Here is a 25,318-nt window from a genome sequence, read left to right as displayed (position 1 = left end):
CATGGCGGCGCCGGGCGGCCGCCATGTCGGGTGGAGACTCAGGCGGCGCTGCGCACCTTGGAGCCACTGAGCCCGTAGAACACGATGTACAGGTAGCACACCAGCGGCAGCACGAAGGCGTGTTGCAGGCCGAAGCGATCGGCCAGGAAGCCCTGCAGCTGCGGGATCAGCGCACCACCGACAATCGCCATGATCAGCAGACTGGACGCCTTGCTGGTCATTGGCCCGAGCCGCTCGATGCCCAGCGCGAAGATGGTCGGGAACATGATCGAGTTGAACAGACCCACCGCGATCACGCTGTACATCGCCATGCTGCCGGTGCTCGCCATGGTGGTGGCGACCAGCACGGTGTTGATCGCGGCGAACAGCGCCAGCAGCTTGCGCGGCGAAAACCACGCCATGATCCACGAGCCGGCGAAGCGGCCGACCATCGCGCCGCCCCAGTACAGCGACACGTACTTGGCCGCGTCCGCCTCGCTCAGGTGGCCGATCTCCGGCATCGCCAGGTAGTTGACCATGTAGCTGCCCAGCGACACCTCGGCGCCCACGTAGCAGAAGATGCCGATCACCCCGAACAGCACGTGGCGATGGCGCAGCACTTCGACGAAACCGTGGCGATCGTGATCGCCCTTGTCAGTGGACTCGGCCAGCGCCGGCAGGCGGAACGCCCAGACGAACAGCGCCAGCAGGAACAGCACCACCGCCAGGCCGATGTAGGGGTACTGCACCGCCTGTGCCTGCTGGGTCTGGTAGGCAAGCTGGTCGGCCGGTGCCAGCGCGGCCAGTTCGGTAGGCGACTTCACCGCGTTGGCGAGAATCAGCACGCTGCCGAAGTACGGCGCGATGGTGGTGCCAAAGGAGTTCAGCGCCTGCGCCAGGGTGAGCCGGCTGGAGCTGGTCGCCTCCGGCCCGAGCAGGGCGACGTAAGGATTGGCCGCCACCTGCAGCACGGTGATGCCGGTGGCCAGCACGAACAGCGCGCCTAGGAAAGCCGGATACAGATGCAGCGCGGCGGCCGGCCAGAAGCCCAGCGCGCCGATACCGGCGATCGCCAGGCCCGCCACGATGCCTTTCTTGTAGCCCAGCGCGGCGATCAAGCGCCCGGCCGGCATCGCCATCACGAAATACGCGCCGAAGAAGGTGAACTGCACCAGGATCGCCTGGGTGTAGTTGAGCTGGAACGTCGACTTCAGATGCGGCACCAGGATGTCGTTCAAGCAGGTGAGGAAGCCCCACATGAAGAAGATCGTGGTGAGCACGCCCAGCGCGAGCGGATAGGTGGTGTAGCGGGCGTTGCCGGTCGCGGTCGATGCGGCGGCGGGCGGAGCGGCAAAGGCCATGGCAGGGTTTCCCGATGGGCGAAGGTGCAAGGGTGCCACAAGCCCCCGAACGCTCCAGCCGGAGCCGGGCCAAAGCCAGCAGCCGGGCGAATGTAACCGTTTTCACCCGATTGCCCATCGCGCGCTGCAACATCGCGACGCGGTGCTACCTTTGCCGCTTCCCTCAGTCGCGAGAGACAGCATGCGCACGCTCTGGAAAGCCGGTTTCCTGATCTCCCTGCTGGCCCTGGCCGGCGGTGTCGCCACGGCGGCCGACCATGCGGTCGATGTCGATCCGCGCATCGGCACCGGTGGCGATGGCCACACCTTTCCGGGCGCCACGGTGCCGTTCGGCATGATCCAGCTTTCGCCCGACACGGCGATGCAGGACTTCAAGCACGGCTACAAGTGGGCCGCCGGCTACCAGTACGGCGACAGCAGCATCCTGGGCTTCTCGCACACGCACTTTTCCGGTTCCGGCCACTCCGACCTCGGCGACGTGCTGGTGATGCCGCTGGCCGGTGCGGTGAAGCTCGACCCGGGTGACGCGGCCGTGCCGGGCAGCGGTTACCGCTCGCGCTTCAGCCACGCCACCGAGGTGGTGCAGGCGGGCTACTACGCGGTAACCCTGGCTGACTCGGGCGTGCGCGCCGAACTCACCGCCGGCCGCCGCGTGGGCTGGCACCGCTATACCTTCCCGGCCGGCCAGCCGGCGCACCTGCTGCTGGATCTGCGCCCGAGCATCTACGACTACCCGGGCAAGGTGCTCTGGTCGAACCTGCGCGTGCGCGGCGACGGCAGCGTCACCGGCTGCCGCCTCACCAACGGCTGGGCGCCGGGGCGCACGCTGTGCTTCGCTATGCGCTTCTCGCAGCCGATGACTACGCGCACGCTGTACGACCGCGACACCGATACGCCGTACAAGGGCTTCAAGGGCCCCGGCCACCAGAGCGAAGACCACGACGCGCAGGACGGCCGCGCGCTGGAGGGCGTGTTCGACTTCGGCACGCTGAGCCAGCCGCTGGTGGTGAAGGTGGCGATTTCCACGGTGAGCGAGACCGGCGCGCTGGCCAATCTCGACGCCGACGGCGCCGGCTGGGATTTCGACGCCCGCCGCCAGCAGGCGCACCAGGCCTGGAGCCAGGCGCTGGCCGACGTGGACGTGGATGCACCCGACACCGCGCGCAAGCAGTTCTACACCGCGCTCTACCACGCCCTGCTCTCGCCCACGTTGAGCATGGACGTGGACGGCCAGTACCGCGGCCCGGATCACCAGGTGCACACCGCGAAGGGCTTCGATTTCTACTCCACCTGGTCGCTGTGGGACGTGTACCGCGCGCAGCAGCCGCTGATGGTGCTGCTGCATCCGGACAAGAGCACCGACTTCATCCGTTCGCTGCTCGCCGCGCGCGCGGCCAGCCCGTTCGGCATCCTGCCGGTGTGGGCGTTCGGCGGGCTAGAGACGTGGTGCATGATCGGCTACCACGCGGTGCCGGTGATCGCCGACGCCTACCTCAAGGGCGTGCGCGGCTTCGACGCCAACGAGGCGCTGCAGGCGATGGTCGCCAGCGCCAGCTACGGTCCGTACGGCGACCTGGCCGACTACATGAAGCTCGGCTACGTGCCGATCGACCGTGAGCCCGAAGGCGCCTCCAAGACGCTCGAATACGCCTACGACGACTGGACCATCGCGCAGATGGCCAAGGCCATGGGCAAGCGCGACATCGCGGCCACCTTCGGCAAGCGCGCCGGCAACTGGCGCAACGCGTGGGACGCCAAGACCGGGTTCATGCGCGCGCGACTGGCGAACGGATCGTTCCGCGAGCCGTTCGATCCGGCCGTCGCCGGCTACGGCAGCGACTACACCGAGGGCAATGCCTTCCAGTACTCCTGGTACGTGCCGCAGGACGTGCCCGGGCTGATCGAGGCGATGGGCGGCAAGGCGCGTTTCGTCGACAAGCTCGACGGCGTGTTCGACGCCAAGGTCGACCCGGCCCATTTCAAGCACGTGGAGGACATCACCGGCCTGATCGGCTGGTACGCCCACGGCAACGAACCGAGCCACCACCTGGCTTATCTGTATGCCTACGCCGGTGCGCCGTGGAAGACCCAGCAGCGCCTGAAGCAGATCATGGACAGCCAGTACGCGGCGCGGCCGGACGGGCTGGCCGGCAACGACGACCTGGGCCAGATGTCGGCCTGGTACGTGTTCACGGCGCTGGGCTTCTACCCGGTGACGCCGGCCAGCGACGAATATGCGATCGGCCGTCCGTTCGTGGCCAAAGCCGTGCTGCACCTGGCTCGTGACAAAACCTTCACGATCACCGCGGCACCTTTCGACGCCCTGCACCCTTATGTCGGCGAGATCACCCTGAACGGCCAGCCCCTCAAGCAGCCTTTTCTGCACCACCGCGACCTTGTCGCCGGGGGCGAGCTGCACTTCCGCATGATCGCGGCACCCGCGGGCGCAGCGATGCAGGCATCACAGGGACGATGATCGTGGTCGGCGTCATGGGGGCGGGCGGCCGCGGCCAGCCCAGCGCGAGCGGCTGGGCGGCAGGCGCCGGTGCCGAGCATGCCAGAATGGGCCGATACGTCTGTCCTGGAATCGCCCCGCAATGCCCATGAGGAATCTGAGCTTTCTGCGCTGGCGCGTGATCGGCCTGCTGCTGTCGGTGGTGGTGATCGTCGCGCTTCCCTACGTGATCACCCGCAACACGTCCACCGAGGCCCTGCATGCCTCGCAGTGGGTGACCCACTCCTCGGAGGTGAAATCGATCACCTATCGCATCGCCTTCCTCAGCCGCGACGCCGAGGCGGCGACCTACCGCATGGTGATGATGGGGGACAACAAGGAGGCACAGCAGCGGTTGGACGACGCGACCAAGCAGATCTCCAAGCTGATCTGGCAGCTGCGCGACTTCACCCGCGACAACGCCGACCAGCAGGCACTGGTCGGTTCGCTGGAGACCACCGTGAACGGCCGCGCCACGCTGATGTGGCAGGCGCTGTGGCGGGTGCGCCATGGCGATCGCGAGGGCGCGGAGAAGGCGCTTGCCGACGCCGGCAACCTGTTCGCGGTCGGCGACGTGCTGGAAAAGATCGTGGCCACGGAAGACCAGCTGCTGAGCAAGCGGCGCCAGGACGCGGCGGCGCAGTCGTTCAACTACAAACTGGTGCTGGGCATCGGCGCGCTGGCCCAGGTGCTGCTGCTGGGCATCATCGTGGTGGTGTCCGAGCGTCAGATCGGGCAGCGCCTGCGCGCCGAGGAACGCGAGAGCCAGGCGGTGCGCCGCTCGCGGCAGATCGTGCAGGCGGTGCGCGAGCCGATCGCGTTGCTGGACGGCAAGCTCAATACCCTGCTGGTGAATGCAGCCTTCGCCGAGCTGTATGCGCTCGATGCGGACGAGCAGCGCTCACTGCCGCTGGCCGAGCTCGGCGAAGGCGCCTGGAGCGATGGCCCGCTGCTGCAGCGGCTGTCCGACGTGATGCTGCGCGACCGCGAGCTGTGGGACTACGAGCTCAACCAGCGCACCGCCGACGGCACCGACCGCCGCGTGGTGATCAACGCCCGGCGCCTGCAGCAGGACGGTGACGATCCAGCGCTGCTGATGACAGTGAGCGACATCACCGTGCGCGCGCTGGTGGAGAAGCAGGTCAAGGAGCTCAACCGCCAGCTCGAGGGCAAGGTGGAGCAGATTTCGGACGTCAACCGCGAGCTGGAGGCCTTCAGCTACTCGGTCTCGCACGACCTGCGCGCGCCGCTGCGCCACATCGCCGGCTTCGCCGGCAAGCTGGAGCGCCATCTGGGCGAGCAACTGGACGAGAAGGGCCACCATTATTTAGAGGTCATCTCCAGCGCCGCCCAGCGCATGGCCCAGCTGATCGACGACCTGCTGGTGTTCTCGCGCTTGGGTCGCGGCGCCATGCGCATGCAGCCGGTGGACATGCAGTCGCTGGTCGATGAGGCGCGCGCACTGACCGACTCCGATACCGCCGGCCGGCGCATCGAGTGGAAGGTCGCGCCGCTGCCGGTGGTGGTGGGCGACGAGAACATGCTGCGTACGGTGTGGCAGAACCTGATCGGCAACGCGGTGAAGTACACCGGCCAGCGCGAGCTGGCCAAGATCACCGTCGAGACATCCCGTACCGCCAACGGGGATTACGAATTCACCGTCGCCGACAACGGCGCCGGGTTCGACATGGAATACGCCGGCAAGCTGTTCGGCGTGTTCCAGCGGCTGCACCGCGCTTCGGAATTCCCGGGCAACGGCATCGGCTTGGCCAACGTTCGACGTATCGTGGCTCGCCACGGTGGTCGCGTGTGGGCCGAGGGCGAGCCGGGGCAGGGGGCGCGCTTCCACTTCTCTCTGCCCGCCTTTGAAGCCGGCGACATCCTTAGACAGGACCGTTCATGAACGACCGTATGATCCGCACCATCCTCCTGGTGGAAGACAGCCAGGCCGACGCCGAGATGGCGATGGACGCCCTGCGCGAAGCCAACCTGGTGAACCCGGTGGTGCACCTGGAAGATGGCGTCGAGTGCCTCGATTACCTCTATGCCCGCGGCGCCTGGGCGGACCGCGAGCGGCTCGACCCGGCGGTGGTGCTGCTGGACATCAAGATGCCGCGCATGAACGGTCTGGACGTGCTCACGCAGATGCGCTCGGACGAGCGCATGCGCCGCATCCCGGTGGTGATCCTGTCGTCCTCGCGCGAGGAGAGCGATCTGGCGCGCAGCTGGGACCTGGGCGTGAACGCGTACGTGATCAAGCCGGTGGACGTGGACCAGTTCTTCGAGGCGGTGCGCACCCTGGGCCAGTTCTGGGCGGTGCTCAACCAGGCCCCAGAGCTGGACTGATCCGATGCGCGACAAGGAACCCGCCGCGCGCTACCGTGCGGCAGTCACGGACGGTAGCTTGGGGATGCCACCATGCCCAACAGCCTGAATCGCACGATGCCCACCATCCGCATCCTGCAGGTCGAGGACAGCGAGCTCGATGCCGAGCTGGTGCTGGGCGAGCTCGACGCCGACGGCATTGCCTACGACGTGCAGCTGGTCGAGGACGAAGGGCCTTATCTCAAGGCGCTGGAGGAGTTCCAGCCGGACATCGTGCTGTCCGATTTGAGCCTGCCGGGCTTTTCCGGGCAGCGCGCGCTGGAGCTGCTGCGCGCGCGCGATACCGATACTCCGTTCATCTTCGTCTCCGCCACGCTGGGTGAGGAAGCCGCGATCGAGGCACTGCGCAACGGCGCCACCGATTACATCCTCAAACAGAATCCGGCCCGCCTGGCCAGCGCGGTACGCCGCGCGCTGAGCGAGGCCGAATCGCAGCGGGCCGCGCGCCGCGCCGAGTCCGAGCTGATCCGCGCGCAGCGCTTTGAGGCGCTGGCGATGCTGGCCGGCGGCCTCAGCCATGACCTGCGCAACCTGCTGCAGCCCCTGCTGCTGGCCGGCGACAGCCTGCAGGATTATCAGGACGATCCGCGCCTAGCCCGGCTCGGCGCGCTGGTGCGCGACTGCGGCAAGCGCGGCCTGGAGATGGTGCAGTCGATGCTGTCCTTCGCTCGCGGCGCTCGCCGTGCCGAGCAGGTGCGGCTGGGCGGCCTCATGGAGGCATTGGACCTGCTGCTGCAGGGCTCGATGCCGCGCTCGATCGCGATGGAGGTGGCGCTGGAAGATCCGGACGTCGCCTTCGAGGGCAACCACACCGAGTTGCAGCAGTGCCTGCTCAACCTGTGCCTCAACGCGATTCAGGCCATGCCCGACGGTGGCCACCTGCGCATCAGCTCCTCGCGCTGCCGCCTGCCGGCCGATTTTTTCCTGCCCGGCGAAGAGGTTCAGGATGGTGAATATCTCTGCCTCACCGTGGCTGACACCGGCGAGGGCATGGACGATGAAACGCTCGAGCGGCTGTTCGAGCCGTTCTTCACCACCAAGAAGACCGGTACCGGGCTGGGTCTGCTTTCATGCAAGCGCATCGTCGCCAGCCACGGTGGCGTGATGCGCGTGGAAAGCAATCGCGGCGAGGGCACGCGGTTCTCCCTGTACATCCCGCTGACCGAACTGCGTGAAGACGCGGCGAGCGCGGAGGCCGAAAGTGACAGCCTCGAGGGCAATGCCGAACAGGTGCTGGTGGTGGTGGAAGAGGCGGCCCAGCTGTCCCTGCTGTCGGACATGCTCGATGCCTACGGCTACCAGGCGCACAGCAGCCAGAGCGGCACGGCCGCGCTGCAATGGATCGAGTCACAGGGCGTGCCCGACGTGGTGGTGATGGATGCGGAGATGAACCTGTTCACCGGCGTGCGCACGCTGGCTGCGCTGGTCGATCATGGTTACGACGGGCCGGTGCTGTTGCTGGCTCGTCCGGAGGCGCCACCGCGGCTGGACGAGTTGCCGCCGCTCGAGCGACTGCACCTGGTGGACAAGCCGATCACCACCAAGTCGCTGCTGCGCGTGCTGCGCAAGGCGCTCGGAAACGGCAAGGCCGCCTGATCGGCGGCCTTGCGTACGGCGAGCTTCGCGGGTCGCGCGGGCTCAGTCGATGCCGAGCTTCTTCAGCTTGTAGCGCAGCGCGCGGAAGGTGATGCCGAGCTTCTTGGCCGCGGCGGTCTTGTTGTAGCGCGACTCTTCCAGCGCCTTCATGATCGCCGTGCGCTCGAGATTGCTGATGTAGTCCTCCAGCGCGACGCCGCTGCCGGGTGCCCCCGGCGCCGCGGCCGGAGCGGCGGCCACGGCAGCTGGCGGTGCCATCCCCGCATCGAACGCCGGACGCGGCGCGCGCTGCGGCAGCATCAGATCCGAAGCGTCGATCGATTCGCCGTCGCTCATCGCCATGGCGCGCTCGAGCACGTTCTCCAGCTCGCGCACGTTGCCCGGGAAATCGTAGTCGTCCAGGGCCTGCTGGGCTGCCGGCAGCAGCTTGCCGGGCGTGCCGCCGCTCTTGACGGCCAGCTGGCGCAGGATGTGTGCGGCCAGCAGCGGCACGTCGCCGCGACGCTCGCGCAGCGGCGGCACGCGCAGCTCGATCACGTTGATGCGGTAGAACAGGTCCTGGCGGAACTGGCCCTGTTCGACCAGCGCGGCGAGGTTCTTGTGGGTGGCCGAGAGGATGCGCACGTCCACCAGCACTTCCTCGCGGGCGCCGATCGGGCGCACGGCCTTCTCCTGGATCGCGCGCAGCAGCTTCACCTGCATGTGCAGCGGCAGCTCGGCGACCTCGTCGAGGAACAGCGTGCCGCCATTGGCGGCCTGGAACAGGCCTTCCTTGTCGCTGTTGGCGCCGGTGAAGCTGCCCTTGCGATGGCCGAAGAACTCGCTTTCCATCAGCTCGGTGGGGATCGCGCCGCAGTTGACCGGAATGAACGGGCCGCTGGCGCGCGGGCCCTGCTCGTGGATCAGCCGGGCCACCAGCTCCTTGCCCACGCCGGACTCGCCGGCGATGTACACCGGCGCTTGGTTGCGCGCGAGCTTGGCGATGGTGGCGCGCACCTGCTGCATGGCAGGCGAGTCGCCAATCAGCCGCTCGCTGGAGCCGGCCGCCGCGCCGCCACCGGCTTCGCCGCGCTTTTCCTCGGCCAGCTTCAGCGCGGTGCGCACCAGCCGGCGCAGCATCTGGATGTCCACCGGCTTGGAGACGAAATCGAAGGCGCCGGCCTTGAGCGCGCTCACGGCAGCGTCGACGTTGCCGTAGGCGGTGATCATCGCCACCGGGGTATCGGGGTGTTCCTCGGCGATCAGCTCGATCACCTCATGGCCGGTGCCGTCGGGCAGGCGCATGTCGGTGAAGCACAGGTCGTAGCTGCGCTCGCCCAGCGCGCGTCGGGCCTCGGCGACGGTACCGACCGCATCCACCTGCAGGTCCATGCGGCCGAGAGTGATGGTGAGCAGTTCGCGAATGTCGCGTTCGTCGTCGACGACCAGGACGGTCTGTAGGCTCATGGGTGATGGCGTCAGTGGGATGCAGGACAGGATACTCGCCGCATCCCGTGCCGGCAAAGCGCATCGGGTCGCTCAGCGACCGCCGTCGGCGTCTGCGTGAAGACGACGTGGGCGGGCGACGTGTCCCAGGTGCCGATCGAAGAATTCCACGATGGTGCGATAGGCCTGGCGCGATTCGGGCAACTCCGGATCGGAAAAGAACGAGTGCCACATGCCTTCCCACACGTGCAGCTCGGCCTCGACGCCGGCCGCCTGCAGCAGCGCCTGGCTGCGCACTTCCGAACTCAGCGCCATGTCGCGGGTGCCGGTGATCAGCAGGGTCGGCGGGAACTTCGCCAGCAGCGCTGGTGACCGGCCCGGCTGCACCAGCGGATCGTTCGGATCGACGCCGTGGAAGTACGGCAGGTCGCCGATGCCAAGGTGATGCGTTGGCACCCCCTGGCCGTTCAACAGCGGCGCCACCCAGGCCGAGTCGCCGGAGAGGTCCAGCAGCGAACCGCAGAAGGTGCCGATCACCCCGGGCACCGGTACGCGGTCGTGGATGAAGCGCGCGACCGCTTCGGCGGTGAGGATGCCGCCGGCCGAGCAGCCATAGATGCCGATGTCGGCCGGCCGGTACTGCTTGAGCAGGGCGCGGTAGACCGCTTCGACGTCGTCGCTGGCCGCAGGGAAGGTGTGCTCCGGCCCCTGCCGGTAGTCCACGCTGATCACCTTGATGCGGCCGAGGCTGGCGATCGGGATCGACTCCACCAGGCCGCCGCTGTGCGCGCCCCACAGGAATGCGCCGCCGTGCAGGTTGATCAGCACGCGATGGCGATTGGCTGGTGCGACGCCGTTGGCCGGCAGCACCACGTCGGCGCCGACGCCGGCGATGGTCTCGGCATGGATCGTCACCGGATAGAGCTTCTCCATACGGGTCGCGCGGTCGCTGTTCATGCGGTCGTAGAACGCGCGGCTCTCGGCGATGGGCGCGGTGATCGGCGGCGCCTTGGCGCCTTCGGCGAGCATCCTGGGGAAGAATGCGCGCGCTTCGGGCGAGGCCAGGTCCGAGTACGGCACGCGGGACGCTGGCGCGGTAACGGTGCCGTCGGGCTGCACGCCGGCGCGTGCTTCCTGGGCCGAAGCGGGATGCAGCGCGAGCAGCCCGAAGAGCGCGGCGAGGGACGCGGCGATGCGGATCATGGGACTTCTCCAGCGGCAGCAGATGGGGGTGCGGGGCCGAGATCGCGGCGGTCGAGCGTCGGTCGGCCTTGCACGTCGCGGCGCACGGTGATGTCGAGCAGGCGGCCGCGCACCTGCACCCGATGCAGCGTAAACGCGCGCCAGCGCGGCGGCAGCACCGGCGCATAGGCCGGCACCAGGCCGCCGTCGCGCAGGCGCAACCCGGTGAAGCCGAAGATAACGTTCTGCAGCAGTCCGCCACCGGCGGTGAGGAAGTAGCCGGTATTGTTGGTGGCGGTCTCGGTGCGCACGTTGAACGGCGGCTTGATCACGTCGGCGGTCACGTTGGCGCGGAACCAGGCCACCGCGGCGTCGGGTTCGCCTGCCGCCGCGGCGGCGATCGAGGTGGGCGCCAGGCCCATACTGTTGGGCACGTGGTCGGGGTCGGTGAGTGGCGGCACGGCGGCGGTGAAGTCGGCGCGACGCAGCGCCTCGTCCATCGGCCAGTCCAGCGAGGGATAGGCCAGCAGCGGCACCGTATCGGCCGCGCCGTCGCCGGGGCGATGCGGCGTGGCGGGATCGAAGTCGACGTGATGGCGGCCATCCGCGGACATCGGCAGCACCAGATGATCGGCAACTTCCTTCCAAAGCGGATCGGCTGTTTCGCCCAGCACGCTTGCGGCGGCATCGGCGAACGCCAGGGCGCGGCTGGCCGAGGCGTTGGTGTAGGTGTCGTCGTCCACGTCGGTGTACGGCTCGCTGACCGAGGTGACGTGGCGGATGTGCCAGCGACCGCCCGCGTCGCGTTCTGCACGTGCGGTCCAGAAACGCGCCACCTCGCGCAGCACCGGCCAGCCCTGCTCACGCAGCCAGGTGCGATCGCCGGTGGCCAGGTAGTACTGCCACTGCGCGATCGCCACGTCGGCGGTGACGTGGATCTCGCGGTCGCTGAGGATGTTGGCGAAGTAGGGCACTTGCTCGGTGCCGTGCTCTGGATCGGCTTCCCACGGGTACATCGCGCCGGGCAAGCCGCGGGCGCGCGCCCGTGCCTGCGCGGCAGCCAGGGTGCGGCTGCGGAAGGTCACCAGCGAACGCGCGCGCATCGGGTGCTGCAACAGCAATGCCGGAAACACCCACGAGTCGCTGTCCCAGAACGCGTGGCCGGTGTAGCCGGTGGTCATCGCGCAGGCGCCGACCGGCCAAGCGGTGTTTGGTGCCACGTTCGACAGCAGGTAGTACAGGTCGGCATGCACCAACCGCTGCGCCGCCTCGTCGCCGTCGATGCGGATGTCGGCTTGCCACAGGCGGTTCCAGGCGGCGACGTGGGCACGGCGCAATGCCTCGAAGCCGGCCGTGCGCGCGGCCTTGGCCAGGGCGAGATCGGCCGGGCCGTCGCCACCCCAGCCTTCACGCGAGGCCGCCACATATTTGGTGAAGGCGTAGGACGTACCGCGCTTCACTTTCAACCGCACGTTCAAGGCGAGGCGGTAGGCGCTTCGATAGACCTGCACGTCCTGCGCATGCACTGCCGGCGGCAACGCGATCGCCGCGGCCATCGCCATCGACAGACCTTGCTCGGCGCGAGCGTCCAGCCACAGCGTGGCATCGCTCGCGTCGCCTTCGGCGCGGCTTACGTGCACATCGCCCGGATACCACAGCGCGGCACGGTCCGGCGTGGCCGGCGGTGCCGCCGTCAGGCTGCGCCGCTGCGCGGCGACCGCCTCCTGCATCTGCTCGCCGGTCAGACGGGCCAGCGGCAGGCGTGGCTGGGTCGGCGCCCACAGATCGAAAGCGAGCGAGAGCTGCACTTCGCCATCGAACGCCGGCGTCAGCACCACGCGCGTTGCCGCCAGATGCGGCGCGGCCTGGCTCACCAGGGTGGTGACGTCGACGCCGGTGGTGCGCTGGCCGTCGCCGTCAACGTAGCGATAGCGGGTGTGCAGGGTCGCTTCGCGCAGATCCAGGGTCTGGGTGTAGTCGCGGAAGTGCGCGGCATCCAGCGGCACCTGGTTCATCCAGAACTGCCCGGCCACCGAAGGGCCCGCGCTGTAATCGACAGCGGTCCAGCCAGGCACGCCGGCGGGACGGGCGATGTCGTCCTTGGCATAGTCCATCAGCGCGACCAGTTCGGCCGCATTGCCTTCGGTGCCGCGCGGCGCGGTGAGGGTGGACAGGTAACCGTTGGCGAGCAGGCCGGGGAAGTACCGTGGCCAGTCGTCGGCGGTGGCGGTGAGGCGGAAGCCGGCGGGATCTTCGCTCGCCGCGCGGACACCACCGGCAGCGACGAACAGGAGCGCAAGGCAGGCGGACACGCAGCGTCGCATGCGGAACTCCATGGCGGGCGACCCGCCGGCGGCGGTGGATTTATTTGCCGGCCAGGCCCACGGCCACCGGCGTCAGCGTGCCGGCGCGCTCGGTCTCGCGGCGGAAGAAGAACAGCGTCACCAGCACCAGGGTCATCGGCACCAGCGAAAAATAGAACGCGTGGATGCCACCGAAGCGGGCGAACACCATCGCGGTGATGCGCGACCCCAGCGTGCCGCCCAGCGCGGAGAAGATCACGATCAGCCCGGTCATCGCCGCGTGCGAGGGCTTGGGCAGCGAGCTCAGCGCCACCGAGTTGATCACCGGGTAGATCGGCGCCATCAGCAGGCCGATCAGCGGGATCAGGTAGGCCGCCACCGGCGCGCTGTTCCAGCCCACGTGCGCCGATATCGTCACACCGCGCGCCAGCGGCAGCACCAGCAGCACCAGCGCCGCCATCGCCAGCACGCAACCGTTGAGCAAGCGGTGCCAGCTCACCCGGCGCAGCGCCTGGCCGGCGCCGATGCGGCCCAGCGCGGTGGCGCCGGCCAGGATCGACGCCATCTGGATGCTCATCGCATTGGGTAGCTTGAGGATCTCGTTGTTGAAGGTGGGCAACCAGGTGCTGAAGCTCTGTTCGATCAGCACGTAGAGGAACGCCGACAGCAGGAACACGTACACCAGCGGGCGCGCCAGCAGCCGCAGCATCTGGCCGACCGACCCGGCCGGCGAAGGGCGCGAGGCGTCGCGCGCCGCCGACTCGTCCAGCGGCGACACCGCCAGCAGCGCGATCACCGCGAAGCAGATCAGCGCGAGCAGCCAGTACACCCGCAGCCACGCGGGGTCGGCCGGGTTGGCCGGGTCGATGAAGGCGCTGAACAGCCAGCCGCCGGCGAGCACGCCGACCATGAACAGGCCTTCGATGGTGTTGGTCAGGCGCGAGTGCTCGGCGCGGTCGGCGGTGAGCAGGCCGATCGACGAGTACACGGCCACCTTGGCCAGCGCGAACGCCACGCCGACGCAGGCAAACAGGAATTCGGTGGTGTGGAAACCGGGAAACATCGGCATCAGCAGACAGGCGCCGCCGACAATGGTGAGTGCGCCCATCATCGCCCGGCGGTAGCCGAGCAGGGGCAGGAACGAGGCCACCACGAACGAGGTGATGGCGATCGGCAGATCCTTGAACAGTTCCAGCAGACTGGCCTGCGGCTTGTCCACGCCGAAGCTGGCTATCGACTGCAGGATCACCGTGCCCACGCTGTTGAGCAGCACGGCGAACACCATGTAGATCAGCGCCAGCGCGGCGACCATGCGGAATCGTTTCATGCGGCTCTCGCTCGGTGGATCGCGAAAAGAACGGTCCGGATCGCGAGGGAGGACGCGATCCGGACCGTACGGGCAACGCTTCAGTGCATCAGGACAGGTCCGTCAGGACGCATCCCACCGGACTGCCCATCAGAACAGGTACTTCACCTGGACATTGACCTCACGACCTTCCAGCGGACGGGCCAGAATCACGCCGTTGGTACCGCTGGCAGCGCCGAAGATACGCGAGTTGCTCTCGGTCAGTCCCAGCTCGTTGGTCATGTTGGTGCCCTGCAGACGCAGCTGCCAGTTCTGCTCGATGTTCGCCACCACGCCGAAATCCCAGGTGTGATAGCTGCCCAGCTGCTGCAGGCCGGAGATGTCCTGCGTGTGCGGACCCACGTGGGTATAGGTCACGAACGCGAGCACGTCGCCCCAGCTGAACGGGATCTTGTAGCTGGGGGTGAACATGTAACGCACCTTGGGCTGGCGCTGCAGTTGCACACCGTTGATCAGGGCGCAGCCGTCGCCGGTAACCGGGTTGGTGTACGGCAGGCACGAGTTGTTGTGCGAGTAGTGGCCGTCCAGGTAGTTGCCGACCAGCTGGAATTTCAGCGCTTCGGTCGGACTCCAGGCGGTGTTGACGTTGATGCCCTTCGAATCCGATCCGTAGGTGCTCTGCGGACCGTTCGGCACGCCGCCGGAGTCGGTCGGCTGGTACAGCAGGCCGATGAACTGACGATGGTAGGCACTCAGGTCCAGGAACCACTGCGCGCTCTGGTATTTGAAGCCGCCTTCGAAGTTCTGGATCTTCTGCATCGGCGCGGTGTTGCCGGTGGTGTTGCCGCGGATGCCGTTGTCGAAGTCGTCGAAGTGCGTGCCTCGGTTGGCGCGGAAGTACACGCTCATGTTGTCGGCGAGCTCGTAGTTCACGCCGAAGGTCCACGACGGGTGGGTCTTGTCGTACTCGGTACGGGCGTAGGTGCCGTCGCACACCGGAACGTTGTTGTCGTAGATCGTGTTGTTGTTGCCGTCGAGGTTCTTGTTGGCCAGGTTGCAGACGTTGTTCGTCGCGTTCTGGTTCTCGACACGGCCGGACAGATCGAACAGCCACTTGCCGATGCGCCACACGTCGGACAGGTAGAACGCCTTGTTGGTGGCGCTGCCGTGCTGGGCGATGTTGTAGCCGCCGTAGTCGAGGAAGCCCTGGCCGTCGGTCAGGTACTTGGTCTGGCCGCCATCCTGGTAGGTGACCTGGATCGGCCGCGCATTGGGCGTGTTGGTCATCAGCATCTGGTTACCCAGCGCCCACTTGTCGTTCATCGTGTAGTGGGCGAGGTAGATGCCGCCGGTGAGGGTGTTGCCCTCGAAGATTTCCTTGCTCAGGCGGAAATCGTTGCTCATGTTCTTCAGGTGCTTGTGGATGTACCACCAGCCCTGGTGGATCACGCTCTGGTTCGGGTCGACCACGCCGCCACCTTTGACGTAGGTGGCGGTCGCCGAGCCGGGAGCCAGGTTGAACGCGCCGATGCTCGAGCCATCGGTGTAGAGCATGTCGTTGAGCGAGCCCGGGTTGGTGCCGGAGAACAGCGCGTTGGTGTCCGCGTCGCCGCCGTCGATCAGGAACTTGTCCGACACGTTCCAGCCGCCACCCAGGTCGTAGTCGAAGTTGCCGCCGAAGAAGTTGAACTTCGCGCCGCGACCGTTGGCCAGGTTGGCACGGGTGCCGCCGCCGGGATAACCGGGGAGGTTCACGGTTTGAATCTCCGGCCCGTTATAGGTGTCGGTGAGCGGATCAAAGCCGGGGTAGGCGCTGAAGTGATCGGTGCCGCTCTGGATCAGCGGGATCGGCGTGATGAACTGGTTCTTGTCGTCGAGCCGGCGCGCGTACAGCGTCATGGTGCCGTTGTCGCTGTCATGGCTCAGCGTGGCGGTGAGCTGGCCGCCCTTGTCCGCCGAGAACTTCGGATCGCGCACACCGTCCGAATCGCGATAGAAGCCACCTACGGTGCCGTACCAGCTGTTGGCGATCGGGAAGCTGTAGAAGCCGTCGACGCGGCGCAGGTTCTCGTTGCCGTAGGTCACGCCGATGCTGCCGCTGGGCGTGTCGGTGCCGGTCTTAAGGATAAAGTTCTCGGTGGCGCCGATCTGGCCGTCGGCGAACACCACCGATGGGCCGCCGAGCACGATTTCGGCGCGTTCCACGGTGTCGTCGAGGCGGAAGATCGAGGTCTGCTCGAAGAACGACAGCGTGGGCATGCCGTACAGCGGCGAGCCCATCAGCTGCACAGTGTTGAACGGCGCATCGCCGCCGCCGGGGAAGCCGGCGATCTCGATGTTGGCGCCGGTCTGGCCGCCGGTGGATTCCGGCCACAGGCCCGGCGCGATCTTCAACAGGTCCGCCGTGCTCTTGGGGTTGGCCATCTTGATCTGCTCGGCGGTGGCGGTGGTCACCGAGTAGCTGGTGTCGATCTTCTTCAGGCCGCCGGTGGCGGCGTTGCCGGTGACCACCACCTGGTCGAGGTTCTTGGCCTTGCTTGCGTCGGGCTTGGCCTGGGCGTTGCGCGTGCTGCCGCTGGCTGGCGCGGCGGCGTCCTGCGCCAGCGCGAACGCCGGCATCAGCGTGGCGGCGATCGCCGCCGATAGTGCCAATCGGGTCAGATGCTTGGTATTCATCAACGTTGTCTCCCCACCAGTCTTGTTTATGGTGACGGGCGCCCCCCGGGCGCCGCGCCGGTTCGCCGTTATGTTGTGTACTTAGCGATGTCGAACGCGGCGACGTTCGGTAACAGCACGTCCGCGTGCGCCAAGGCAGGCGAATCGCCCACCGCCACCGCGGCCATCCCGGCCGCGAGGATGCTGTCCACGCCCGCTGCGGCGTCTTCCACGCCGAGGCAGTCGTGCGGTGCCACGCCCAACCCGCGCGCGGCGTCGAGGAAAATCTCCGGGTCGGGCTTGGACTGTGCGATGCGTGATGCATCGACGACGTAGTCGAACAGGTCGGCGATGCCCAGGCGTTCGAGCAGCAGCGGTGCGTTGCGGCTGGCGGAGGCCAGCGCGATCTTCATGCCCGCCGCGCGCGCCGAGGCGATCGCAGCCTGCGCGCCAGGCAGCAGGTGCTGCGGGCCGAACTGGGCGATCTGCTCGCGGTAGTAGCTGTTCTTGCGTTCGGCCAGCACGTGCTTTTCGTCTTCGCCGTAGGCACGCGAAGCGCGCTCGAGCAGGATGTCGAGCGAGCCGCGACGATCCACGCCCTTCATGCGCTCGCCGGTGGCGTCGTCGAACGCCACGCCGATCTCTGCGGCCAACTGCTTCCACGCGGCGTGATGCACCACTGCGGTGTCGGCGATGACGCCGTCCAGGTCGAAGATCACCGCCTTGAGCGGGCGCGGCAGGCGAGCCGGATGCAGGGGCAGCTCGACCGACGCGCCCGGCGCGAGCGTGTGGCTGACGCCGTGGTGACGCAGGCGCAGCGGGCCGCCAGCGGTCAGCGTGTAGCGCACGCGGTCGCGCTCCACTTCCACCCGCAACTGCGCCGCGTGCCAGCGCAGACCGAAGCGGTAGCGCGTCCAGCCCGCTGGCAGTCGGGGTGCCAGGCTCGGCATGCCTTCGACCACGCGCAGCCCGCCGAAGCCCCAGGTGAGTGCGAGCCAGCTGCCGGCCATCGCCGCCATGTGTACGCCGTGCGCGGCGTTGCCGTGCAGGTCGTCCAGGTCCACCCGCAGCGTGTCCAGGAAATAAGCGTAGGCCTTGTCGTCGTGGCCCACTTCGGCGGCGAGCACGCTGAAGGTGGAGGCCGACAGCGTGGAGTCGTGCAGGGTGACGCCTTCGTAGTAGTCGAAGTTGCGTCGCTTGGCGGCCCGGTCCACGTCGTCGCCGGCCAGCATCAGGGCGAGCAGGGTGTCGGCCTGCTTGCAGACCTGGTGGCGGTAGATGGTGAGCGGGTGCAGTTCGAGCAGCAGCGGGCGCTTGCCTTCGCCCGGGGGCCGCGCGCGCAGACGCGGCTTGTCGAGGAAGGCGTCGTCCTGCGGAAAGATACCCAGCGCGGGGTCGACCGGCAGGTACATCACGTCGGCGGCCAGCGACCAGGTGGCGATCTCGCGCTCATCCAGGGCGAGGCGGGCGGCCAGCGCGGCCCACGCCTGCGGATGTTCGGCGGCCAGCCAGCGCGCGGTGGCGGCGGCATCGCGCAGGTGCTTCTGCGCCATGCGGTTGGTGTAGTGGTTGTTGTCCACCAGGGCCGAATATTCGTCCGGCCCGGTGACCGAGTGGATGCAGAAGGCCCCGCCGCGGCGCGGATTGAAGTGGCCGATGTCCAGCCACACACGCGCCGTCTCGATCAGCATCTCGGCGCCCTGCTCGCGCAGGAAATCCTGGTCGCCGCTGGCGTCCACGTACAGCCGCACCGCCCAAGCCACCGCCGCGTTGATGTGGTACTGCGCCGAGCCGCTGGGGAAGTACGCCGAGCACTCGTCGCCGCTGATGGTGCGCCAGGCGTACAGCGCGCCGCGGGCGTGGTTCATCTCGCGGGCGTGGGCGCGGGCGCGATCGAGCGTGCGGTAGCGGTAGGCGAGCATGCCGCGCGCCAGCTCCGGCGCGGCATTGACCAGCGCCGGCAGCATGAAGGCCTCGGCGTCCCAGAAGTAGTGACCCTCGTAGCCTTCGCCGGTGAGGCCCTTGGCCGCGGCCGAACTGTTGCCGTCACGGCCGCTGGACTGGAACACGTGGAACAGGTTGAAGCGCAGCGACTGCTCCGCCCGCGGATCCCCTTCGATGGCCAGGTCGGCGCGCTCCCACAGCGGCGCGAGCGCGCGCTGTTGGATGTCCAGCAGTCCGGCGAAGGTCTGCGCCTGCGCGTGCCGCAGGGCTTGCCCGGTGCGGGCGAGCAGGGCGGCATCGCTGTCCTCGCCATGCGGCGCGGTCCAGGCGTAGGCGACGTATTTCTCCAGCGTGATCGTCTGGCCGGGGAGCAACGAGCCCTCATGCAGCTGCACCACGCCGTTGGGTCCATGGCCGCCGTAGCGGCAGTACAGGGCGGGATCGAGCCGGTGCCGCTGCATGCAGGCCACGCGAACGCCGCTGTGCGTGGTGCGCTGGATCAGCCAGGCCCCGGCTTCGTCGGCATCGGATTGCTCGGTGTGAAAGCCGCCGTCCACACGAACGCCGATGCGCGGGTCGGCGCCCTGCTCGATGGCGTCGCGCGCGGTGTCGATCGACGACTCCAGCGTGATCGCGCCGTGGTAATCGATCGCTTGCACGCTGTAGCGGATCGCCAGCAGGCCCGGCTCTTCCAGCGAAACCAGCCGCTCGGCGCGGATCTCGATCGTCTCGCCGGCCGGCGAACGCCAGCGCAGCCGGCGCCGATAGCAGCCGGCCCGAAGATCCAGCTCGCGCTCGAAATCCAGCCACTCTCCCTCGGCCAGGCGCACTGGAGTGTCGCCCAGGCGCAGGTGGATGCCGATGGCGTCGGCCACCGGAATGCGCGTATCGGTGTGTGCGGCGAAGCCGGGGAAGCGCTCGTGGTACTCGATCGGGGTGCGCTCCCAGGCGCCGGCGAGAAAGCTGCCGTGCGACGCGCCGGGCGCTTCCTCCAGGCCGCCGCGCACGCCGAGCGCGCCGTTGGCCAGCGCGAACAGGCTCTCGTCTTGGGCGAAGTCCCCCGGATCGGCGCGGCGCCGCACGATCCGCCAGGGGTCGATATCGCCCGCGGGCGGCACATAGGGGGCATGGCCTTGGGTGGTCGATGCCAGCGGTTGCGCCGGCGCGACGTCGAGCTTGTCCAAGAGTCCCCCTGTGTGTCGGATCACGTGCCGGACCTGCTCCGGTCAACGGGGCGTGAAGATGACAGCTAATGATATCGATATCAAGATATCGATATCATTGGTGCGACGCGGCATGTGGCCGGCCCGGTGGGCCGGCCCCGTGAACCGAGAGCGCGGCCCGCCGGGATGGTCCGCGGCGCCGCGTCGGGCTCGGTCCTTTGCGGCACTGCGGCGGGTTAGACGCGCACCGCACAAATCGACACACTGGGGGCATCACTGGCGCGGCGAAGCGTTGTCCGCCTGGTCCGGATCCGGAGACCCATGCATTGAAGCGTTCGCGCAAAGACAAGTCCGCCGCTGGCAGCCTGACCATGGCGGATCTGGCGGATCTCGCCGGCGTCTCCAAGATCACCGTGTCGCGGGCGCTGGCCGACAGCCCACTGGTGACGCCAGAGACCCGCGAGCGAATCCAGCAGCTGGCGCGCGACCACGGCTACAAGCTCAACGTGAGCGCGCGCAACCTGCGCCTGCGCCGCAGCCACACGGTGGCCGTGATCGTGGAGATGAAGCCCTCGAGCGACCGCACCATGCTCGATCCCTACCCGCTGACCCTGCTCGGCGGCATCGCGCAGGAACTCACCGCGGCCGGCTACAGCGTGCTGCTGACCACGCGCCAGGGCGCCGCGGCGGCGGCGGTGCAGGCGGCCGACGGGCTGATCCTGCTGGGTCAGGGCGTGCGCCAGGACGCGGTGCGCCGGTTCGACAAGCTCGGCCTGCCGATGGTGGTGTGGGGCGCGCACAGCGACGAGGACGCGCACGCCGTGGTCGGTTCGGACAACCGCATGGGCGGTCGCCTCGTGGCCGAGCACTTCCTGCGCCAGGGGCGTCGGCACCCGGTGTTCGTGGGCAACCCGAGCCACCCGGAAATCTTCGAGCGCCTCAACGGCTTCGTCGACACGCTCACCGCCCACGGGGTGAAGCCGCTGCTGCTGCGCCGGGACGAATTCACGCTGGCCTCGGGTATCGACGCGGTGCACTCGCTGGCCACGCGCAAGGTGCCGTTCGACGCGCTGTTCGCCTGCAGCGACCTGCTCGCGATGGGCGCGATCCGCGCCGTGCAGGAGCTCGGCCGCAAGGTGCCCGATGACGTCTCGGTGGTGGGCTACGACGACATGCCGATGGCCGCCGCGTTCCAGCCGGCGCTGAGCTCGGTGCGACAGGACTGGCAGGCCGGCGGCAGCCTGCTCGCGCAGAAGATGCTGGCACTGATCCGCGGCGACGAGGTGGCGTCGCAGGTGCTGCCGGTCAGCCTGATGGTGCGCGCTACCTGAGGTTCTCGTCCGCCGCCGCCGGCTCGCTGCCGGGCTGGCGGGCGTGCGCCGGGGTGAGCGTGATGCGGAAACAGCTGCCGCCACCGGCCACGCGCACGTATTCCAGCGAGGCCTGGTTGGCCTCGGTCATCTGCCGGGCGAGGTACAGGCCGAGGCCCGTGCCGTATTCGTGCGTGGTGTAGAACGGCTCGAAGATCTGCGCAGCGACCTTGGGCGCAATGCCGGGGCCGCGGTCGATCACTTCCAGGATCGGCACGCCGTGCTCGCCCGGGCGGGTCACCACCATCACGCGGGCCGGCTCGCCCGGCATGCGGCCGTAGCGCAGCGCGTTCTGCACCAGGTTCCACACCACCTGCTGCAGCTGCTGCGGATCGGCCACCGCGGCCACCGGCGCGCTGGAGTTGATCACCCGCAGCGAGTCCTCGCCCAGGTCGTTGCCCTGGCGGTATTCCTCCACGAAGGCGTTCGCCCAGTGGCCCAGGTCCAGCGTTTCCGGGCGTGAGCGCTCGCGCCGCGACAGCTGCAGGATGTTCTCGATGATCTCGTTCAACCGCACGCAGTGGTTGTTGATGATCTCCACCATGCGCTGGTCGGCCGGCGGCATGTTGCGCGACTCGGCCAGCAGCTGCGCGGAGTAGCGGATCGCCGCCAGCGGGTTGCGGATCTCGTGCGCGATGGACGCGGACAGCCGGCCCAGCGAGCTGAGCGTGAGCTCCTCGGCGCGGCGCGACACCAGCGAGGTGTCGTCGAGAAAGATCAGCACGTGCGAATCGTCGTTCGGCGCCAGTCGGGTGAAGCGCGGTACCACTTCGGGCACGCCATCGGCCAGCTGGGTGGCTGTTTCGTCCAGCTTGCCCGAGGTCATCCAGTGGTACAGCCGGCGCGACAGCTCCGGCGCCAGCTGGCCCAGGTCGCGCTTGTCCGCCGGCGGGTTGCCCAGCAGCATCCAGGCCGACTCGTTGAGCTGGTGGATGCGGTTGGCGTCGTCCACCAGCAGCACGCCGGTCTTCATGCGACGGATGATCAGCTCGTTCACCTGGGCCAGGTTGGCCAGGTCGATGCTGCGCTGTTCGGCCAGCGCCTCGGTGGCGCGCAGCTGGCGGCCGAGCACGTGGCACAGCGTGGTGCTGGCGAAATAGGCCAGCCCGAACAGGCCGGCCTCGACCAGCTCATGGCTGTTGATGGCGCTGTCGGCCGGGGCCTCGATCACGGTGTGGCCGAGCATCCCCAGTGTGGCCAGCGAGGCGAAGAACAGCGACAGGCGCAGCGGCAGCACCAGCGCGCCGGCGCTGAGGTTCACCGCCAGCATCATGGCGATGCCGATGCGCGCGTCGTGCATGGCGATCACCGCCATCACCGCTACGCCGATGTCCACGATCAGGCTGATCGACACGGTGGCTGGCGCGATCACGGTGAGCCGGCGCGTCAGCAGCAGGATGGTCATCGCCGCCAACAGGTAGGCCACTACCACGGTCTGGGCGAAATCCGGATGGGTCAGCTTCAGCCACTGCAGGCCCAGCGGGCTGTAGGCCAGCGCCACGTAGACCACCGCCTGCGCCAGGCGGAAGTAGTTCAGGAAGAACAGTTCGTGGCGGGTGGCCGTGGTGGCCCGACGAATGCCCGGGGTGGGCGGCAGGGCGGGGCTGGACACGTCGATGCGCACTCCGCAGCAGGAATCGGGACGGGTTGCGGGCGAGTATAGACGCGCTGTCGCGCCTTGCGCAGCGTGGTCCGGAAGCGTCGCGGTGCGCCCCGCCCTTTCCATCCGGGCCCGCTGCTGCGAAAATGCGCGGCCGTACTGCGCCGTTCTGCGGTGATCGGTCCTCGCGCCCCCGGCGCGCCCGACCGGCCCACCACGGCAGCGCTTTGCACGCCGGCAGCGTTCCTCAACCGCCGTCCGACTCTCCCGAACCCTCGCCCCGGCCATGGTGCGAGGGTTCGACACGTCCCCCATTCACTCGAGGTATCGAATGAATTTCCACGAGTACCAGGCCAAAGAGCTGTTCGCGCAGTACGGCATCGCCGTCCCGCCGGGCAAGGTTGCCAATTCCCCCGACGCCGCCGTCGATGCCGCCAAGCATCTGGGCGGTTCGCAGTGGATGGTCAAGGCGCAGATCCACGCAGGCGGCCGCGGCAAGGCCGGCGGCGTGAAGTTCTGCCGCAGCCTCGACGATGTCCGCGCGGCCGCCAAGGGCATGCTGGGCACGAACATGGAGACCTACCAGTCGGCCGGCCGCGCGCTGCCGGTGAACCTGGTGCTGGTCACCGACGCCACCAACATCGCCAAGGAGCTGTACCTGTCGATCCTGGTGGACCGCGATTCCAAGTCGGTGTCGTTCATCGCCTCCAAGCACGGCGGCGTGGACATCGAGCAGGTGGCCAAGGACACCCCGGAAGACATCCACACCATCGTGGTGGACTTCGTTGAAGGCCTGCAGCCGTACCAGTGCCGCCAGCTCGGCTTCGCGATGGACCTCAACGCCAAGCAGGTTGGCCAGCTGACCAAGATCATGCTGGGCCTGTACAAGCTGTTCAACGAGAAGGACCTGTCGCTGGTCGAGCTCAACCCGCTCGCCATCCTTGAGGACGGCAACCTCGCCGCGCTCGACGGCAAGGTCAACTCCGACGACAACGCCGAGTTCCGCCACGCCGACCTGGCCGCCATGCGCGACCTGACCCAGGAAGACGCGGCCGAGGCGGCTGCCGTGCAGCACAACCTCAACTACGTGACGATGGACGGCACCATCGGCTGCATGGTCAACGGCGCCGGCCTGGCCATGGCCACCATGGACGTGATCAAGCTGGCGGGCGGCGAGCCGGCCAACTTCCTCGACGTGGGCGGCGGCGCCACCAAGGAGCGCGTGACCGAGGCGTTCAAGCTGATCCTGTCCTCGGACAAGGTGAAGTGCATCCTGGTCAACATCTTCGGCGGCATCGTGCGCTGCGACCTGATCGCCGAGGGCATCATCGCCGCGGTGAAGGAAGTGGGTCTGCAGATTCCGGTCGTGGTGCGCCTGCAGGGCACCAACGTCGAGTTGGGCCGCGAACTGCTGGCCAACTCCGGCCTGGCGATCACGCCGGCCGACGATCTCAACGATGCGGCGCAGAAAGCCGTGGCTGCGGCCAAGGCCTGAGGAGCAATCGAAACATGAGCGTTCTCGTCAATAAAAATACCAAGGTGCTGGTGCAGGGCTTCACCGGCCAGCAGGGCACCTTCCACGCGCAGCAGGCGCTGGACTACGGCACCAAAGTCGTCGGCGGCGTGACCCCGGGCAAGGGCGGTTCCGAGCACATCGGGCTGCCGGTGTTCAATTCGGTCGAAGAGGCCGTGGTCGAGACCGGCGCCGACGCGTCGGTGATCTTCGTGCCGCCGCCGTTCGCGGCCGACTCGATCCTGGAAGCGATCGACGCGGGCATCCGCGTGATCGTGGCGATCACCGAGGGCATCCCGGTGCTGGACATGCTGCGCGTGAAGAACGTGCTGGCGCAGCATCCGGAAACCGTGCTGATCGGGCCGAACTGCCCCGGCATCATCACCCCGGGCGAGTGCAAGATCGGCATCATGCCGGGCCACATCCACAAGCCGGGCAAGGTCGGCATCGTGTCGCGTTCGGGCACGCTGACCTATGAGGCGGTGTTCCAGACCACCAACGAAGGCCTGGGCCAGTCGACCTGCATCGGCATCGGCGGCGACCCGATCAACGGCCTGAACTTCATCGACTGCCTGAAGCTGTTCCAGGACGATCCGCAGACCGAGGGCATCATCATGGTCGGCGAGATCGGCGGCAGCGCCGAGGAAGACGCGGCCGAGTTCATCGCCGAGTACGTGACCAAGCCGGTGGTGTCGTTCATCGCCGGCGCGTCGGCCCCGGCCGGCAAGCGCATGGGCCACGCCGGCGCGATCATCTCCGGCGGCAAGGGCACGGCGGAAGCCAAGTTCGCCGCGCTGGAGAAGGCCGGCGTCACCACGGTGAAGTCCCCGGCCGACCTGGGCAAGACGCTCGCCAAGCTGATGAAGTAAGGCTCCATCGAGCGAATCGGTGCCGTCAGGCACCCATGCAAAAGGCCGCGTGACCCGCGGCCTTTTGTTTTGTCGGGCATCCGGGTCTTCTTGTCGGCGGCCATTACGGCGCCGGGCTGCGCTGGCCAGCCGTTGCGGGCCGAGCCGCTGCCGCAGGGTCCAGGCAACAAAAA

15 protein-coding genes are annotated in these 25,318 nt (G+C 68.1%); 7 read left to right on the top strand and 8 right to left on the bottom strand.

Features of this window, described 5'->3' with window-relative positions; all coding sequences use genetic code 11:
* Positions 1-38: 38 nt before the first annotated feature.
* On the bottom strand, positions 39-1,340 hold the full coding sequence (fucP, locus tag ACQVBX_RS11755) for an L-fucose:H+ symporter permease (RefSeq protein ID WP_431634263.1): 1,302 nt from the start codon (positions 1,338-1,340) through the stop codon (positions 39-41).
* Between the two features lie 181 nt (positions 1,341-1,521).
* On the opposite strand from fucP, the gene ACQVBX_RS11750 reads away from it, so the two are divergent.
* The 4 genes from ACQVBX_RS11750 to ACQVBX_RS11735 all read left to right on the top strand — a co-directional run bounded on the left by ACQVBX_RS11750 (position 1,522) and on the right by ACQVBX_RS11735 (position 7,815).
* Positions 1,522-3,816 carry a GH92 family glycosyl hydrolase gene (locus tag ACQVBX_RS11750; protein ID WP_431634262.1) on the top strand — a complete coding sequence of 765 codons (2,295 nt, stop codon included), beginning with the start codon at positions 1,522-1,524 and terminating at the stop codon, positions 3,814-3,816.
* 127 nt (positions 3,817-3,943) lie between these two features.
* Positions 3,944-5,737 (top strand): sensor histidine kinase, encoded by a 1,794-nt coding sequence (locus ACQVBX_RS11745; protein WP_431634261.1) that lies wholly within the window; start codon positions 3,944-3,946, stop codon positions 5,735-5,737.
* Complete coding sequence (locus ACQVBX_RS11740) at positions 5,734-6,180, top strand: response regulator (protein WP_431634260.1); 447 nt, start codon at positions 5,734-5,736, stop codon at positions 6,178-6,180. The genes ACQVBX_RS11745 and ACQVBX_RS11740 overlap by 4 nt, the downstream gene beginning before the upstream one ends.
* 72 nt (positions 6,181-6,252) lie before the next feature.
* Complete coding sequence (locus ACQVBX_RS11735; RefSeq protein ID WP_431634259.1) at positions 6,253-7,815, top strand: response regulator; 1,563 nt, start codon at positions 6,253-6,255, stop codon at positions 7,813-7,815.
* Between the two features lie 42 nt (positions 7,816-7,857).
* Here the strand turns inward: ACQVBX_RS11735 and ACQVBX_RS11730 are convergent, their stop codons facing one another.
* The 6 genes from ACQVBX_RS11730 to pgmB all read right to left on the bottom strand — a co-directional run bounded on the left by ACQVBX_RS11730 (position 7,858) and on the right by pgmB (position 19,814).
* A complete protein-coding gene (locus tag ACQVBX_RS11730; protein ID WP_431634258.1) occupies positions 7,858-9,261 on the bottom strand; it encodes a sigma-54-dependent transcriptional regulator in 1,404 nt (467 codons plus the stop codon).
* A 72-nt stretch (positions 9,262-9,333) separates the two neighbouring features.
* On the bottom strand, positions 9,334-10,443 hold the full coding sequence (locus tag ACQVBX_RS11725; protein WP_431634257.1) for an alpha/beta hydrolase: 1,110 nt from the start codon (positions 10,441-10,443) through the stop codon (positions 9,334-9,336).
* Positions 10,440-12,746, bottom strand: a complete 2,307-nt coding sequence (locus tag ACQVBX_RS11720) for a glycosyl hydrolase family 65 protein (RefSeq protein ID WP_431634256.1) — start codon at positions 12,744-12,746, stop codon at positions 10,440-10,442. The genes ACQVBX_RS11725 and ACQVBX_RS11720 overlap by 4 nt, the downstream gene beginning before the upstream one ends.
* A 40-nt stretch (positions 12,747-12,786) precedes the next feature.
* Positions 12,787-14,052 (bottom strand): MFS transporter, encoded by a 1,266-nt coding sequence (locus ACQVBX_RS11715; protein ID WP_431634255.1) that lies wholly within the window; start codon positions 14,050-14,052, stop codon positions 12,787-12,789.
* A gap of 129 nt (positions 14,053-14,181) precedes the next feature.
* Positions 14,182-16,707 (bottom strand): TonB-dependent receptor, encoded by a 2,526-nt coding sequence (locus ACQVBX_RS11710; RefSeq protein ID WP_431634254.1) that lies wholly within the window; start codon positions 16,705-16,707, stop codon positions 14,182-14,184.
* A gap of 68 nt (positions 16,708-16,775) precedes the next feature.
* Complete coding sequence (pgmB, locus tag ACQVBX_RS11705) at positions 16,776-19,814, bottom strand: beta-phosphoglucomutase (RefSeq protein ID WP_431634253.1); 3,039 nt, start codon at positions 19,812-19,814, stop codon at positions 16,776-16,778.
* Positions 19,815-20,164: 350 nt separating this feature from the next.
* Here pgmB and ACQVBX_RS11700 point away from each other — a divergent pair, with 350 nt between their 5' ends.
* Complete coding sequence (locus ACQVBX_RS11700; protein ID WP_431638173.1) at positions 20,165-21,124, top strand: LacI family DNA-binding transcriptional regulator; 960 nt, start codon at positions 20,165-20,167, stop codon at positions 21,122-21,124.
* Here the strand turns inward: ACQVBX_RS11700 and ACQVBX_RS11695 are convergent.
* Positions 21,117-22,775, bottom strand: coding sequence for a sensor histidine kinase (locus ACQVBX_RS11695; RefSeq protein ID WP_431634252.1), 1,659 nt, complete (start codon positions 22,773-22,775; stop codon positions 21,117-21,119). The genes ACQVBX_RS11700 and ACQVBX_RS11695 overlap by 8 nt on opposite strands.
* 319 nt (positions 22,776-23,094) lie before the next feature.
* Between ACQVBX_RS11695 and sucC the strand changes: the two genes are divergently transcribed.
* Positions 23,095-24,258, top strand: a complete 1,164-nt coding sequence (gene sucC, locus ACQVBX_RS11690) for an ADP-forming succinate--CoA ligase subunit beta (protein WP_431634251.1) — start codon at positions 23,095-23,097, stop codon at positions 24,256-24,258.
* Positions 24,259-24,272: 14 nt separating this feature from the next.
* Complete coding sequence (gene sucD, locus ACQVBX_RS11685; protein ID WP_431634250.1) at positions 24,273-25,145, top strand: succinate--CoA ligase subunit alpha; 873 nt, start codon at positions 24,273-24,275, stop codon at positions 25,143-25,145.
* The last annotated feature ends 173 nt before the right edge of the window (positions 25,146-25,318 follow it).

Origin of the sequence: Dyella thailandensis (assembly GCF_050749815.1) — a bacterium.
Taxonomy (GTDB): domain Bacteria; phylum Pseudomonadota; class Gammaproteobacteria; order Xanthomonadales; family Rhodanobacteraceae; genus Dyella_A.
Note: the sequence above shows the minus strand (reverse complement) of the source record. Positions and strands in the feature narration are given on the sequence as shown.